The organism is Thalassotalea castellviae (assembly GCF_031846185.1).
Taxonomy (GTDB): Bacteria; Pseudomonadota; Gammaproteobacteria; order Enterobacterales; family Alteromonadaceae; genus Thalassotalea_H; species Thalassotalea_H castellviae.
Genome location: NZ_JAVRIF010000014.1, coordinates 1 through 15,602, shown reverse-complemented (window position 1 = coordinate 15,602; position 15,602 = coordinate 1). Strand labels below are relative to the sequence as shown.

10 protein-coding genes and 1 riboswitch are annotated in these 15,602 nt (G+C 37.0%); of the genes, 6 read left to right on the top strand and 4 right to left on the bottom strand.

The features are described 5' to 3' along the window. Window positions 1-120 precede the first annotated feature (120 nt). The 3 genes from RM573_RS17110 to RM573_RS17100 all read left to right on the top strand — a co-directional run bounded on the left by RM573_RS17110 (window position 121) and on the right by RM573_RS17100 (window position 4,537). Window positions 121-1,890 (top strand): DUF885 domain-containing protein, encoded by a 1,770-nt coding sequence (locus RM573_RS17110; protein WP_311584945.1) that lies wholly within the window; start codon window positions 121-123, stop codon window positions 1,888-1,890. Between the two features lie 85 nt (window positions 1,891-1,975). Beyond that, a riboswitch (cyclic di-GMP riboswitch) is annotated at window positions 1,976-2,058 on the bottom strand. Window positions 2,059-2,189: 131 nt separating this feature from the next. Next, window positions 2,190-4,055 carry a tetratricopeptide repeat protein gene (locus RM573_RS17105; protein ID WP_311584942.1) on the top strand — a complete coding sequence of 622 codons (1,866 nt, stop codon included), beginning with the start codon at window positions 2,190-2,192 and terminating at the stop codon, window positions 4,053-4,055. A gap of 5 nt (window positions 4,056-4,060) precedes the next feature. Next, a complete protein-coding gene (locus RM573_RS17100; RefSeq protein ID WP_311584939.1) occupies window positions 4,061-4,537 on the top strand; it encodes a hypothetical protein in 477 nt (158 codons plus the stop codon). A gap of 54 nt (window positions 4,538-4,591) precedes the next feature. On the opposite strand, the gene rep is transcribed toward RM573_RS17100, so the two are convergent. Continuing rightward, complete coding sequence (rep, locus tag RM573_RS17095) at window positions 4,592-6,613, bottom strand: DNA helicase Rep (RefSeq protein ID WP_311584936.1); 2,022 nt, start codon at window positions 6,611-6,613, stop codon at window positions 4,592-4,594. A 315-nt stretch (window positions 6,614-6,928) separates the two neighbouring features. Between rep and ubiK the strand changes: the two genes are divergently transcribed. Next, complete coding sequence (gene ubiK, locus RM573_RS17090) at window positions 6,929-7,183, top strand: ubiquinone biosynthesis accessory factor UbiK (protein WP_311584932.1); 255 nt, start codon at window positions 6,929-6,931, stop codon at window positions 7,181-7,183. Between the two features lie 19 nt (window positions 7,184-7,202). On the opposite strand, the gene RM573_RS17085 is transcribed toward ubiK, so the two are convergent. Next, window positions 7,203-7,562: a VOC family protein gene (locus tag RM573_RS17085; protein WP_311584929.1), complete on the bottom strand. Its 360-nt coding sequence runs from the start codon at window positions 7,560-7,562 to the stop codon at window positions 7,203-7,205. A 173-nt stretch (window positions 7,563-7,735) separates the two neighbouring features. Here RM573_RS17085 and RM573_RS17080 point away from each other — a divergent pair, with 173 nt between their 5' ends. Then, the gene (locus RM573_RS17080) at window positions 7,736-9,526 is read left to right on the top strand and encodes a sensor domain-containing diguanylate cyclase (protein WP_311584926.1); all 1,791 of its coding nucleotides are present in this window, start codon (window positions 7,736-7,738) and stop codon (window positions 9,524-9,526) included. Between the two features lie 2 nt (window positions 9,527-9,528). Here RM573_RS17080 and RM573_RS17075 read toward each other — a convergent pair whose 3' ends face one another. Both RM573_RS17075 and RM573_RS17070 read right to left on the bottom strand, forming a co-directional pair. Beyond that, the gene (locus RM573_RS17075) at window positions 9,529-11,868 is read right to left on the bottom strand and encodes a Tex family protein (protein WP_311584923.1); all 2,340 of its coding nucleotides are present in this window, start codon (window positions 11,866-11,868) and stop codon (window positions 9,529-9,531) included. Window positions 11,869-12,034: 166 nt separating this feature from the next. After that, window positions 12,035-13,348 (bottom strand): diguanylate cyclase, encoded by a 1,314-nt coding sequence (locus RM573_RS17070; protein ID WP_311584920.1) that lies wholly within the window; start codon window positions 13,346-13,348, stop codon window positions 12,035-12,037. A 239-nt stretch (window positions 13,349-13,587) separates the two neighbouring features. On the opposite strand from RM573_RS17070, the gene RM573_RS17065 reads away from it, so the two are divergent. Further along, on the top strand, window positions 13,588-15,602 hold a 2,015-nt coding region (locus tag RM573_RS17065; RefSeq protein ID WP_311584917.1), incomplete at its 3' end, for an FG-GAP repeat domain-containing protein.

The window sequence follows — 15,602 nt, the reverse complement described above, 5'->3', positions numbered from 1 at the left end:
AATAAATGCATTTTTTTTGCATTATTGTACATATTTTCAAATTTATATTCTGAAACTTGAGCTTTCATCGGGGAAAAATTTTGATAAAGTGGAGTCATAATTTTACTTTGAACAATAATAATGAAATATCTGATCTCTTTTTTTTGCCTTATTCTATTAACCGCTTGTGGTCAATTACCAAAAGATACTAGCCGATGGAACAGTTTAGCGCTTCGCGAAGTGATTAATGAATATCATCAATATCAAAAAACATTGAGCCCATTTAGCCAACCGGGTGTTGCGGATAATAATGCGCGTTTGCCTGATCTTTCTCCGCAAGTATTATTAAAAAACTACCAAGGTAAGAAAAAGATTTATCAAAAATTATTAAAAATTAATCGTGAGAGTTTGACTCAAAGTGATCAAATTAATTGGTCAGTTCTGGCCTATAAAATAAAAAATCAATTAGATAGTTATGTCAATAAAGAACATTACATGCCGCTCACTGCAGAGTCCGGATTTCATGTGGGGATCAGTTGGATACGTAGCCGTGTACAATTTAAAGTTGAGCAAGATTATCAAGATTACTTAAAGCGCATGGCTGCTCTGCCAACATATTTTGATCAGCAAATGGCGTGGATGGATTTGGGTATCAAAGAAGGTATTACCCAACCGGCCGTAGTACTTATTGGTTTTGAAGAATCTATTAAAGCTTATATTAAACAGGATGTGACAGAGAGTGAGTTTTACCAACCTTTTAAAAAAATGCCTGATCATTTTACCGCAAGCCTTAAGGCTGATTTAAGAGCGCAAGCTCAGCAAATTATCCGCGAAAAAGTCAACACTAGTTATCAGAAATTCTATGATTATATGGTGAATGTTTATCAACCCAATGGTCGTCAAAACATTGCAGCAAATTCACTGCCCAATGGTGATAATTATTATAAAAATAGGGTCGAACATTACACGACGTTAACTATGTCTGCGGATGAGATTCATCAAAAGGGTCTGGAAGAAGTCGCGCGCATTCGAGCTGAAATGGAACAAATCATTCGCAATGTAGGTTATCAAGGTGATTTTGCTAGTTTTGTTGAGTTTTTACGTACCGATCCTCAGTTTTATGCAACAACGCCAGAAGAGTTATTGAAAGAAGCGTCATTTATCGCAAAAAAAATGGACGCTAAATTACCGCAATTATTTAAAAAATTACCTCGCACACCCTATGGTGTTATGCCTGTACCTGCAAGCATTGCCCCTAAATATACAACGGGTCGTTACGCTGGACCTTCAAGAGAAGATCAGCCGGGTAATTACTGGGTCAATACATACCGTTTAGACCGTCGTCCGCTTTATGTACTTGAAGCACTAACTTTACATGAAGCAGTTCCAGGTCATCATTTACAAGGTTCTTTGGCCAAGGAAATGAAAAATGTGCCGGAATTTCGTAACAGTACTTATATTTCTGCTTTTGGCGAAGGCTGGGGGTTATATTCTGAATTTTTAGGTATTGAAGCCGGTTTTTATCAAGACCCTTATAGCGACTTTGGCCGCCTCACTTATGAAATGTGGCGAGCGTGTCGATTAGTGGTTGATACAGGTATGCATAGCAAAAATTGGAGTCGAGATCGTGCAATGTCATTTTTAGCTGATAATACGGCTTTGTCATTACATAATGTAAAAACCGAAATAGATCGCTACATTTCATGGCCAGGTCAGGCACTTTCGTACAAAATTGGTGAACTTACCATTAAAAGACTGCGTAAAAAAGCCGAAGATACTTTAGGTGTCGCATTCGACTTACGAGAGTTTCATGACGAAGTACTAAAAAATGGTTCAATGCCGTTATCTATGTTGGAACAAGTGATAAACCAATATATTACTGAGAAAGAGTTACCTAAGGACGGTAAATAAGTAAGGGACAAGGGAAGCACGCAAAGTACACAGCAGGAAATAGATAGAGTCTGCTAAATATAGACAAGCCCCCACTATATCTAAATTTGGTAGTTCCGCTATCATAGGTTTCCCTTTAGACCGGTAACTTTGCGTCTCTAGCTTTCGCTAGATTTGCCCTTATCGAGCTTTAGAAGCTCTGAAAACATTATAAGCTATGAAGTTTGCTTGTAAACCTTTATCATTGATATTGCTTGTTCAGAAGCATAAGGCGTAAAAAAATATTTTTTAACTGATTGAAAAACGAGAAAAATTCCTACATGTATGTAAAAAAATTATTATTATTTTTTTTGTTACTCCAGCTTGGTATTGTGGTCAAAAGCTATGCGGCGGATGAAAATTTAACCGATATTGAGCAGAATATTGCGAAAGTAGAGCGCTTGTTTTTAATCGACCCTGAACTTTTAGATAACGATGAAGTCGTGCAACTGTCTCAGGATATTATTCAAAATAGAACGTTTTATGATAACAATACCGTTGGTAAAGTGTTTAGCTTATTAGCTGATGCCGCAACAAATAAAGGAGACTTATCTCGCGCCATGCAGTTTTCGCTTGATGGTGAAAGTTTAACTAATATTGATGTCACGTTACGGTTGACGTTAATATTGAAAATAACCTCAGGTTATTACTTTCGTGGCAAGTTTAAACAAGCGCAACAAATGGCGGAAGAGTCAGTCAATCTAGCGACACAATTAAACAACCCTAAATTTTTAGTGCAAGCTTTAAGTTATCGTTCAATGACCAATGCTTTAAACTTGAATCATCAACAAGCGTTTTCTGATCTAGAACGAGTCAAACAATATCTAACCCAGCATCAAGAATTTTCTGACCACCTCGCTGTCTTAAATGTGTTAGCTAGTGCCTATTTTTATACGGGCGATTATCAAACCTCCGTGACCTTGTATAATCGAATTTTGAAACTTAGATACGATTTGTCGAAAGTCAATAATATTGAAAGTACCTATACCGATTTAGCTAGATCTTACTTGAGTTTAGGGCGTTTAGATGATGCTCATCATGGGTTTTGGAAAGCTATTACCTTGGCTGAAAAGAAACAGGCACCCATTAAAGTTGCTTATGGAAAAATGGGCTTAGGACAGGTATTGTTTCGGCAAAATAAAGCGGAAGAATCACTCGAGCAACTGTTAAAAGCCAAAACGCTATTTCATGGCCAAAATTTATCTTTACCTTATTTAACAACCCTGATTTATTTAGCGAAAGTGAGTCAATTACTCAAAAAAGATGACATTGCGTTTCAGTATTTGAAAGAAGCTGAACTGGTTGCTGATCGCGTAGAATTAACGCATGAACAAATTGAATTATATGCATTATTAGCCACTATGTATCATAACAAGCAATTATTCGAAAAAGCCTTCACAGCACAACGTAAATACACTGAGTTGTTAAACAAATTTAGTTTTTCTAAGCAAAAACTCTTTAACACTATGAATGCCGAGAAACTAGAATCAGAAAAACGCCGTGACTTATCGCTTGGTATGGCGGAAGAAACCGATTTAAAAAATCAGTTTACGCAAAAATATCAGCAACAAAAGAATATGATCGTTTTCTTAATTTCTATCGTCGGATTATTGTTTTGTTTATTGTTGTTTTTAGGGTTTAGAGCACGAGCATTAAGATTAAATCAGCAGTATGACGAGGTTGAAAAGCCGTTAGATTACTTGGCGAGTCCTTCGCAAACCAAAAAGTTTTATCAGCAACATTTTAAAATGGCCCGAAAATATGAATATCCGTTAATGGTTGGTTATTTTTCAATTGATAATTGGCAAGAGTTAGAGTTTCAATTTAATAAACGAGTGATCGCGGAAGTGTCACGCACTATTTCAACGTTAGTCAATGAATATCGCGGTGAGTTTGACCAAGTTGGGTTGATTAATCAGGGCGAATATTTATTTTTATGTCCACATCAAGATAGCCAATATTTGAAAGAGCTTTTTGGGCAGTTAACCGAGGCATTAAAGGTGCAGTTTTTTGCTAACTTAGGTGAGTTTACCATTAAAATTGGTTATGATTATCAATCCCCAAGTGCTCAAGATATTGACCCTTATATCTTTTTATCTCGGTTGAGTGAATCAACCCGAGCTGAGTATAGTAGCTATAAAAATTAGGTGTAATGATGTTATTTAGTTTAGCGATTATCGTGCTTTTTGTTGTTATCAGTGTCTATTATTATTTTCGTTCTGAAAAATTAATCGCGGAATTAAAAGCGGTAAAAAAAGAAGCCAGTCAAATTAAAAAAGAATCAAAGATGATGATTGATGCATTTGCGGTTGTGGCGCAAAAAAATGAAGACTTTATTCATGCTCGATTTACCGCAGCACAATCAGAACGTACTGATAATGAGTCTGTGGTGTTGTTGACACCTTTAGTGACAAACTATGCGACTATTTTTAGAGAGAGCATTCGCGGCAAAGGCGAAATGCATAAAGTTGTTAAAAAATGTTGTGAAAATTTTCAGCCGGGCAGTTACAAAAGGTTAACTACTTATATTAACTCTCAAGATGCTCAAGTTAAACGAGCTTGGAACAGCAATAACCTTAAGGGCTTTATTGTTTTTATGGAAACGATGATATTAGGGCTAACGTCCTAATTCGAAGCCATTAAAATCAACTAAAACCAACTAAAGACAATTTAAACATCGCGATTACTTAGGTTTGTTTTTTAACATTTCTCGTAAATTTGCTACGCCCATTTTTGCCGTTTGTTCTTTTTGTTCTTGGCTTTTTTTCACTTGGCTCAACTCCCATTTTAAATCATCTTGCGGAAGTTCATGTAAAAATCTACTGGCTTCGGTGCGAGCAATTTCACCAAACTGTCGGCGTTCACGAGCATACGTAAAAATCAATTCACGCTGCGCTCGAGTGATCCCAACATAGGCAAGTCGACGTTCTTCTTCTACATTGCCTTCATCGATACTGGTTTGATGTGGTAGTAAACCTTCTTCCATACCGATTAAAAAAACAAAAGGGAACTCTAAGCCTTTTGAAGCATGTAAGGTCATTAACTGTACTTGATCACTTTCTTCTTCATCTTCATTGCGCTCCATCATGTCACGCAAGGTTAATCGTGTGACGACTTGAGCTAGGGTCATCGGATCTTCGTCTTCATCTCCTTCAAGCATTTGTTGCACCCAACTAAACAATTGTGTGACATTTTTCATGCGCATTTCTGCTGCTTTTGCACTGGGAGAAGTATCGTACAGCCAATCTTCATAGTTAATCTCGCGTACCATCGCGCGTAAAACAGCAGGAGTGTCGCCACGTTCAGCATGGTCTGCGGTTTCAACAATCCATTGCGTAAAACGTTGTACAGCAGCTAGACCTCGACCTTGAAGATGTTGTTCAAGCCCTAATTCAAAACTGGCTGCAAACATACTGATTTGTCGCATATTTGCGTAACTACCGAGTTTTTCTAAGGTAGTTGGCCCTATTTCACGACGGGGAACATTGACGATTCGTAGAAAAGCGTTATCGTCATCAGGGTTCACCAATACACGTAAAAAGGCCATCATGTCTTTTATTTCAGAGCGTGAGAAAAACGAGGTACCACCGCTGATTTTATAAGGGATCCGGTTTGTCATTAATGCTTTTTCAAGCAAACGTGATTGATGATTGCCGCGATATAGTATGGCGTAATCTTTAAATTTAGAACGGTTTAAAAAGCGATGGCCTATGAGTTCACCTACCACTCTTTCTACTTCATGATCTTCATTTTTTGTTTGTACAACGCGTAACTCAACCCCATAATTTAATTCACTAAATAAGGCTTTATCATAAACATGTGGATTATTGGCAATTAAAATATTGGCACATTTTAAAATTCGACCACTTGAGCGGTAGTTTTGTTCGAGTTTGATTAATTTTAGCTGTGGAAAATCTTCCCCTAAAAGCACTAAGTTTTGTGGCTTTGCGCCACGCCAAGAGTATATAGATTGGTCATCATCACCAACCACAGTCAATAAACCTTTTTCACCGGTGATAAGTTTGACTAATTCATATTGGCTGGCATTGGTATCTTGATATTCATCAACCAACATATATTGTATTTTTTGCTGCCAACGTGCTTTTACCTCAGGGAAATTTTTCAATAATAACGTTGGGATCAAAATTAAATCGTCAAAATCTAGCGCGTTATATGCTTTCATATGCTTTTGATACATAGCATAAAATTCAGCATACATTTTAGTGTCAGCATCGCTTGCCAATTTGATCGCGCTATCTGGAAGTAATAAATCATTCTTCCAATTTGAAATCATGCTTTGCAATTTGTTCAGTAAATCTTTATCGCCGTCTAACTCGTCTTGGGTGAGCTCTTTTAATAAAGCCAAAGTGTCTTGATCATCAAAGAGGGTGAAACCAGGTTTGTAACCTAAGGTTTTAATTTCTTTGCGAACAATATCTAATCCTAATGAATGAAACGTTGAAACGGTTAAGCCTCGAGTGAGTGCTTTGTCTAACATGTTAACCACACGTTCTTTCATTTCTCGTGCGGCTTTATTCGTAAAAGTTACGGCAGCAATGTTTCGAGCCTTGTAATCGCACTTTTGAATAAGATAAGCAATTTTTTGGCAAATAACCCCTGTTTTTCCACTTCCGGCACCGGCTAATACAAGGCAAGGGCCACTGACATATTTTACTGCTTCATTTTGTCCGGGGTTAAGTTTCATTATGTTTATTAAATTTGAATGATGAAATATAAAGGGCGGTGATTTTACCTTGTTTACTATACCCAAGCTACCTCAAGATTTAGGATTCAGTTGAAATTAGATACGTCTTTAGGCAAGGCATTGATTGAAAAGCATGGTTTTTCCCTTGTTAAAATCAATAGCGCAGCATAAAACGCATCTAAATCAGCCCTTTGAGGAATTTTGAAACTAGCATCTTGAGGTGGTTTGGATATATATACCGCATAGTGAAATAGACGTTGGCAAAACGGTTATTTGTATTACAATAGCCCGATAGGTTTTTGACAGGTTAAAATAATGATTAATGCTAAAAAAATTGAAGATATTGCTAAGCAAGTTACAGACGCTATTCCTCCTGGTTTAAAAAATATTGCGGCAGATTTTGAAGATAAAACAAAAACGGTATTACAGCGCAAACTTTCACAATTAGATGTCGTTTCGCGAGAAGAATTTGATGTGCAAACGCAGGTGTTATTAAAAACGCGTGAAAAAATAGCCCAATTAGAAACAAAAATTGCTGAATTAGAAGCTAAGTTTTCAGCAGAAAATTAAAGCAAACCTGCGTTTTAGATTAATCATTGACTAACGACCAAACGGCTAATTCATTACCGCTTGGCTCAATAAAATGAAAACGTCGCCCACCGGGAAAACTAAAGATAGCTTGGGATATTTTACCGCCAGCATTTTCGACATTTTGCTGAGTTTGTTCTAGGTTTTCGCTCATTAGCACCAGTAAAGCTGAACCACTTGCTGTGGTTGATTTTAGCTCTGAGCGATAAAACCCGCCATCAAGCCCTTGATTGCTAAAAGAAGTATAGTCAGGACCATAATCTACAAACGACCATTGAAAGGCTTGGCTGAAAAACTGCTTAGTTGCTTGTAAATCGTTTGCAGGAAACTCCACATAACTTAATTTTTCATTTTCGCTCATAATTTCCCTTAACTTTAATATTGTCAGTGTATTGTAGAAATGTTCATTTTTCAGTGATTATGTTATTTATGTTAAAATAACATTGTTTACGTATAGAGCACTAGAACATAACTCAATGACCATGGATTGGGTATTATTAATTTTACTTGAAATCTAAGGTTTTTCATTTAACTATGTTGAAATTGTACCCGCATTCCTTTCACTATCTCAGTGGCATCTTTCACTGGTATTTGTCTTTTCCTTTTATGTTTATACGCCATTTATTCATCTTTGCTATTTTTAGCATTAGCGGTTTTGTTAGTGCGGAAACCTTAACGTTACCGGATTTTAAACAAGGTACATTAGGTAAACACCTTCAATATTTTCAAGAGTTAAATGGGCAGTTAACCCTTGATGAAGCTAAACAAAAATTTCGTTCATCCATGACTAAAAAAGGCTCAAGCCATTCAATTTCGCTTGGCATTAATGTCGCGCCTGTATGGATGAATTTTGCGGTAAATAATACTAATGATTTGGCTGAACTGTATCGACTGTCCATTGAAACACCGTGGCTTGACGTTATTGATACGTGGTTAGTACAGGATGGAAAAGTCATAAAACATATAGCAGGTGGTGATGCTTATCCTTATTCGCAAAGGCCTATGCCTTATCGTTTTTATGCTTTTGAGCATCATTTTAACCAAGGTAAAACTGAGGTGTATATTCGTATTGCAACCAAAGGACCTTTAGCCATACCGGTTCACTTTAGTTCGGTAAAAAAAGCGATTGAAAGAGATATCACCAGTAGTTTTCAATATGGACTTTTATACGGAATAATGTTGGCACTGGCTTTATATAACTTAGTGCTATTTGTCTTTATTCGGCAAAAAGAATACGGTTTATATAGCTTGTACCTTTTTGGTTTTGTGTTAAATAGCCTTTCATATACCGGCCAATTACACACAGTTATTACTTACGATTTTGGTCCTTATTTTCAGGACTGGCTCGATATCTTTTTAATGATCACATATAGCGTTGCAGGGTTGCACTTTGCTCGTTTATTACTCAAAACAAAATTTTATGCCCTAAAGCTCGATCAATTTGTGGTGCGTATAACTATTGTTATTCCTGTTGGCATGGTTATCGGCTTTGTGTTTGATCAATTGTTCTTTTCCATGGTGTTAGCTTTTTTGCTAAACACATGTTTTGCAGTGCTATTTATTGCAATGGGTATTAGAGCGCTCTTGGCAAATAAACCATTTGCTGTCATTTTTATTTTATCATCTGTAACCGCCGCCATTTGTATTACTATATCTACTCTTGCTGTTGCAGGTTTTTTAGTGCCTTACAATGGATATACGTTTAAAGCGATTGAACTGGGTATGGCATTTGAGGCTATTTTATTGGCGGTTATTTTAGCGAGACAATTTCGTATGGCAAAGCTCGATAAAATGATCGCAGAAACCTACGCTCGTACTGATGCGTTGACTCAATTGAATAATCGACGTGGCTTTCAGGAATTAACACAACCTATTTGGCAAGGGATTATTCGTACGAGAAGAGATGCAGCCATAGTGTTACTAGATATCGATTTTTTCAAAAGATTTAATGATCAATATGGCCATGAAATCGGCGATAAAGTGTTAGTAAAAGTTGCACAATGTTTAAAAGAAACGGCACGAAAAGGTGATGTTTTTGCACGTTGGGGTGGAGAAGAATTTATTCTATTTTTGCCTGAAACCACTGAAAAACAGGCGTATTTGCAAGCTGAACGCATTAGAGCAGCAATTGAGATGCTCGAAATTCAGGTGATTAAACTACCTTTGTCAATAACGGCTAGCTTTGGGGTGGCCGGCTCAACCGAAAATCGCTTTCAAGATGAGCCTTTATCATTAAGTGTACTTGAGCCAATGATAAACTCTGCTGATCGCGCCCTTTATGTCGCGAAGCAAAAAGGCAAAAACCAAGTTTGCCTTTCAAAATAGTGTTATTTTTTTAACTTCGCAAAAGCGTCAGCAAAGGCATTACCCATGGCTGCATTTTCTACAGGTTTAGGCTTATTTCTATTTGGCTTGTTAGTACTATTTTTTTGAGGCTTCTTGGTGGGATTAGCCTGAGGTTTATGCTGAGTTTGTTGTTTTTCTGTTGTAGATAAAATAGCATCATTTAACCGCATCGTTAAGCTAATGCGTTTTCGTGATGGGTCAACTTCAATCACTTTAACTTTAACAATTTCACCGGTTTTTACGATTTCTCGTGGGTCACTGACAAACTTATCGGTTAACGCTGAAATATGTACTAAACCGTCTTGATGGACACCTAAATCAACAAAAGCGCCAAAGTTAGCAACATTTGAGATAACCCCTTCTAATACCATACCGACTTTAAGGTCGTTAATGGTGTTAATCCCTTCTTTAAATTGCGCCGTTTTAAATTCAGGGCGAGGATCACGGCCCGGTTTTTCAAGTTCACTAATAATATCTTTTATGGTTAATTCACCAAAGTTTTCGTCGATAAGTTCGTTGATACTTAGCTTGCTTAATTGCGTTTTATCGCCCATTAATGAGCGAATATCACTTTGTAACTGTTGAATTATTTTTTCCACCACAGGATAAGTTTCTGGGTGAACGCCTGAACTGTCTAACGGATTATCGCCATCGGTAATACGTAAAAAACCTGCCGCTTGTTCATAGGCTTTTGGTCCTAAACGCGCCACTTTTTTTAAGGTTTTGCGATTGTTAAATCTGCCATGTTCATCGCGATATGCCACAACATTTTGAGCCATGGTTTTATTTAATCCGGAAACTCGTGCTAATAAAGCGGCTGAGGCATTGTTTAAATCAACCCCAACATTGTTAACACAATTTTCAATCACATTATCAAGCATTTGGCTTAATTGACTTTGATTGACATCGTGCTGATATTGTCCGACACCAATAGCTTTTGGATCGATTTTTACTAATTCTGCTAACGGATCTTGTAGCCTTCGAGCAATAGATACTGCCCCGCGTAAAGAAACATCTAAGTCAGGAAACTCGTCAGCAGCAAGTTCTGATGCCGAATAAACTGAAGCGCCCGCTTCACTGACGATCATTTTTTGTGGTTTATCTTTTTCAAGGCTTTGAATCACTTCAGCCACTAAAGTGTCACTTTCTCTTGAGCCTGTACCATTACCAATGGCAATTAATTCAACGTTGTATTGTTGACATAAATTTACTAATGTACGCGATGATTTATCCCAGTGATTTTGCGGTGCATGAGGAAAAATAGTGGTGGTGTGTAGTAATTTTCCTGTGCTGTCGACAATGGCAATTTTACAGCCGGTTCTTAAACCTGGATCTAAGCCTAACGTTGTTTTTGCGCCAGCAGGTGCAGCCATTAACAAGTCAGATAGATTAGTAGCAAAAACCTTAATTGCTTCAGCTTCGGCGCGCTCTCGTAATTGTCCTAATAATTCGGTTTCTAAATGCACACTTAATTTAGCTTTCCATGCTAATCGAATCGTTTTCGTGAGAAAATCCGCCGCATTTTGTCCTGTAAGCCTAAAATTATAATGTTCAAAAATGATTTGTTCTGCACTGGAAAAGCTACTTGCTTCGTTGTTTGGGTCAACTACTAAACTTAACTGTAGAATGTTTTCATTGCGCCCACGAAACATAGCAAGTGCACGATGTGAAGGTACTTTATTTAAGCGTTCTGAAAAATCAAAATAGTCTTTATATTTTAATCCTTCTTGTTGTTTCCCTTTTGCAACCGTACTGGTTAAGTGCGCTTGCTTGAGCAGGTGTTTTCGTAATTTTTGTAATAAGTTTGCGTCTTCGGCAAACCGTTCAATAAGGATATAACTTGCCCCTTCAAGCACGGCTTTAACATCGGCAAAACCTGCTTCGGCATTAATATATGCACTGGCTTCTTTTTCTGGCAATAACTGCCAATTGTTGTATAGGTTGTTGGCCAGTGGCTCTATACCTGCTTCAATGGCAATTTGGCCTTTAGTGCGTCTTTTCGGACGATAAGGTAAGTATAAATCTTCAAGTCGGGTTTTATTGTCAGCTTGATTAATCTCATTCGCTAACGAAGGCGTTAATTTACTTTGTTGTTCAATATTTAATAAGATAACTTTTTTACGGTCTGCTAAATCACGTAAATAGCGAAGGCGTTGATCAAGATGACGTAAATGATTGTCGTCTAACCCTTGCGTGGCTTCTTTTCGATAACGTGCAATAAAGGGAACCGTTGCGCCATCATCAAGTAAATTAATTGCCGCATTAATTTGTTGAGGTTTTACGTTTAATTCTTGTGCAATTTGTTCGGCAATTAGCGCCATTTTAAGCTGTCCTTAATAAATTTTTATACTGATTAAATTGGGATGGATTTCGATAATACAAGCTTCTCTAACGTCATCAAAGAATTCGGAGCAATTGTAGTTATCATTTAAGAAATTCAAATGATAATAGTGGAAAATTTTTTATTGTGCTGATGCCCAGTATAAATTAATGAGCATCAATGGTTTTTTTATTGGGATCGGCCGAGGTGTCATCGTCAACCACTACACAGTTTCGGCCAGATAATTTTCCGTTATATAAACGTTTATCTGCATAAGCTAAAGCATCGTTCATATTACTAGCTTCATCTGGCACAATACAAACGCCAATGGTTAAGGTGACGATACAAGGAAGTTCGTGAATAAATTGAGGAAAAAGCATCACTAAATTTTCTTGTAAACGACCGCCAAAAGCCTTGGCTTTATTTTTATTGGTCTCTGGTAAAATTATAGTGAACTCTTCCCCTCCATATCGACAAACCACGTCCATATCTCTTGCTGTTTTTGTCATGACAAGAGCAACAAATTCTAAAATTTTATCACCGGCTTGATGCCCGTGCGTATCATTCACTAATTTAAAATGATCTATATCAATCATTAATAAAGCCATGGGGCGACAAGCTCTAGTCGCCGTAGCAATTTCTTGGGGAAGGTACTCATTTAAATAACCGCGGTTATATAAACCGGTTAATGGATCTCTTAACGCTTTTTCACGCAATTGCTCATACTTTTGACGGTAAGTTAGAAAGGTAAACATATCTTTAAAATCGTGACCTGACCGTTCATTAAATAATGAGCGCTGCGTTTCAAATTTTAAAAAAACATACAACAATAATGAATAAAGCGCTGAGACTAATAATTTACCGATCAATGAGGCTTGTAAAATCGACAAATATTGGGGATGTTCATAAAAGGCTAAACTGATAAATAAAATGCTGTCGAAAATTAAAACAAAAGCCATGGTCGAATATATTCGGATAAATAATTGTTTTATATAGCGGCCGAGATATTCATAACTGAGAATTACTAAAAAGACATCCAATACTAATACTATGGTGCCCAAAAATAACACTCTAGGCTGATAAATAAAAAACTCCAACGGAACGTCTGCCACCACGGGAGGTGGAGTTCCGGCAACATGGGCTCCAATTAACAAAGTAAACAAACTTAACGTTATGTTGGCAAATATCAACCCGTACACTAAGTTACGTGATTCTTCCGCATCTTCTTTAATGTAAATAAGTAAAATAGCAAAAAGACCTGCGGTAAAAAGGACTGCAGAGCCAGGGCTGACAAAAAAGCCTGGCAATAATTCGAAATAGAGGAAAGACGCTAAGGTTGACTGCATATGCTGAAATACCCCTAAAGAGATATAAAGCGTCGCGATACCAAATTTATTACGTAATTGAAAAAGCGTAATAATAAATAGGCCAACAAGTAAAGCCTCGGCCGTGAAGAAGAAAAACTGATATAAATATTCCATAACATTCAGCTTAGATGAAACAAGACATAATTGCGATAAAATGCTAAATGCTCTGAGCCTATTGATTTGAAGATGCAAATCCAGGTGGATTATTCGAAGAGAATCAATCATTAACCTCTAGATTTATTGTTAAAATGTAAATCATAAGTTTTTTGTTATCAAAATGTTGTCTTTTTGTTAATTATTGACTTATAGTTGTAATGATATTTTCTTAAAAAGACTGACAAGGATGTTGATCTATGAAAAAACACATACTCAGTATGTTGTGCATGCTTATGTGTGCAATAAATGTATCCGCTACAGAGAACATGACATGGGAAGATAAGCAATACCATTATCTTCATGGTGACTTTAATGGAGATAAAGTCCCTGACTTATTCCTTCAAAGCCTTTCTGAACAGACTCCTTCTTTAATCGTCTTTGGTCAAATAATTGATGAGAATACGCAATATTTGGTCGAAAACGAGATCACATTACCTGATATTGTTAATGGACACCTATGGAATAACTTAGCTGCTAATGTTGTTGTTTTTGATCATAACGGAGATGGTCTTTCAGATATTTTTATTGTTAACCATTCACAAAAAACTGCTCTTGTTATCAATGGTGATGTAAACGATATTGATTTTTCTAATATTGCTAACACATATACAAAAAAAGAACTTAAATGGCTTAAAAAGTCAACACAGTACGTTTTGTATACCGGAGATTTTAATGGTGATAAGCAGCAAGATTTACTTGCGGTCTCTGAAAAAAACAAAACTCATTATTTAATGCATGCAACAGTAGAAAATAGTTTATTCGTTGCCCAAGAAATTAAAAAAGCGTTTAAGTGGGCTAAGAAAACTGATGTTGACGTTAAAATAGCGGATTTCAATGATGATGGAAAAGCAGATGTTTTTGCTGTAGCTCGCGCGAAAAACACTAAGCATTATCTTACCTTTGCTGATGAAAATGGTTTACTAGGTGAAACCACTGTAATCAAAGAAAAAGTTAATAATAAAGATTGGAACGCTAATGATTTTAGCTTTATTGTTACTCATGCGGATGCTGATGAAACCCTTGATTTAGTGCGTTTAAATAACATGCCAGGTGGTGTCGATGAATATGGCGAACTTATCGAAGCTGAAGCTGGTGATGATGTTGACGATATAACGAACGATTGTGACCAATTGTTTTATTCTATCGAAAATTTAAGTGAAGGTGAAAGTTGTGCGCCTTGGGGTGATGCTATAGTTGATACTACACCAGGCTTAGTCGGTACTTCAAAACCATCCGTTGAAACTCACTCGTTTGCAACGGGTGGGGTAACACAAATGGCCGCACCTATTGAATGCTCACCACTTGACCCATGTGGAGAAACAACTCCCCCAGAAACACCGTCATCATACCCTTCGGTAGATGGGGGTAGTTATCACCCAGTTGGTAGCCAAATAAGGGTGAGATATAACTCTATTCATATGGCTAATTATTATGAAATATACACGAGTACAAATAATAGTAGTTATTCAAAAGTAACGACAACACCCTCTTTGTCTGCTGTAGTGAATGTAAGAAGTAGTTACGGTTATTTTTATATAAAATACAAAGCGTGTAATACCACTGGAGGATGTAGTGGATTTAGTCCTTATCGTAGGTTGTACGTATATACAGTTTCTGGAAAACCTCAGAGTTTGACATCTTCAAGCTACTCACCTTCAATAGGGGAAAGTTTCAATTTAACAATTGGCTTTGCTAATGGCTCGGTTGATGGAGCAAAATATTATCTACAAGAATCTTTCAATGGAGGTAGTTATACAACAGTTTGTACGAAAACTCGTACAACATGGCGAGAGAATTCTTATACCTGTCCAATCTCTGGCAAGTCTAATTCAGGTATCTATAAATATAAAGCTTACGTATGCAATCCTCAGAATGTAGGGTGTGGAGGGAATACGTATAGTTCGAATGTTGTAGTTGCCAAACCAGTACCTGGTTCTCCTAGCTCTTTTTCTGCATCACCAAGTACGATAGCTTATGGTGGAACAACTACGTTAAGTTGGTCAAAGCCGAGTGACTACACTGGGAGCGTTTATTACAATGTTTATACTAAAAAGCCGGGTGGAAACCGCTGGAGGTGGAAGACAAAACTTACATCTAGTAGCACTTCAAGTGGACCATTAGATTTATCAGGCGTTCATTACTTCGATGTTGAGGCGTGTAATAGTGACGATATTTGTGGTAATTCTACTCCTGTAGTTGGTGTTACTGTGCT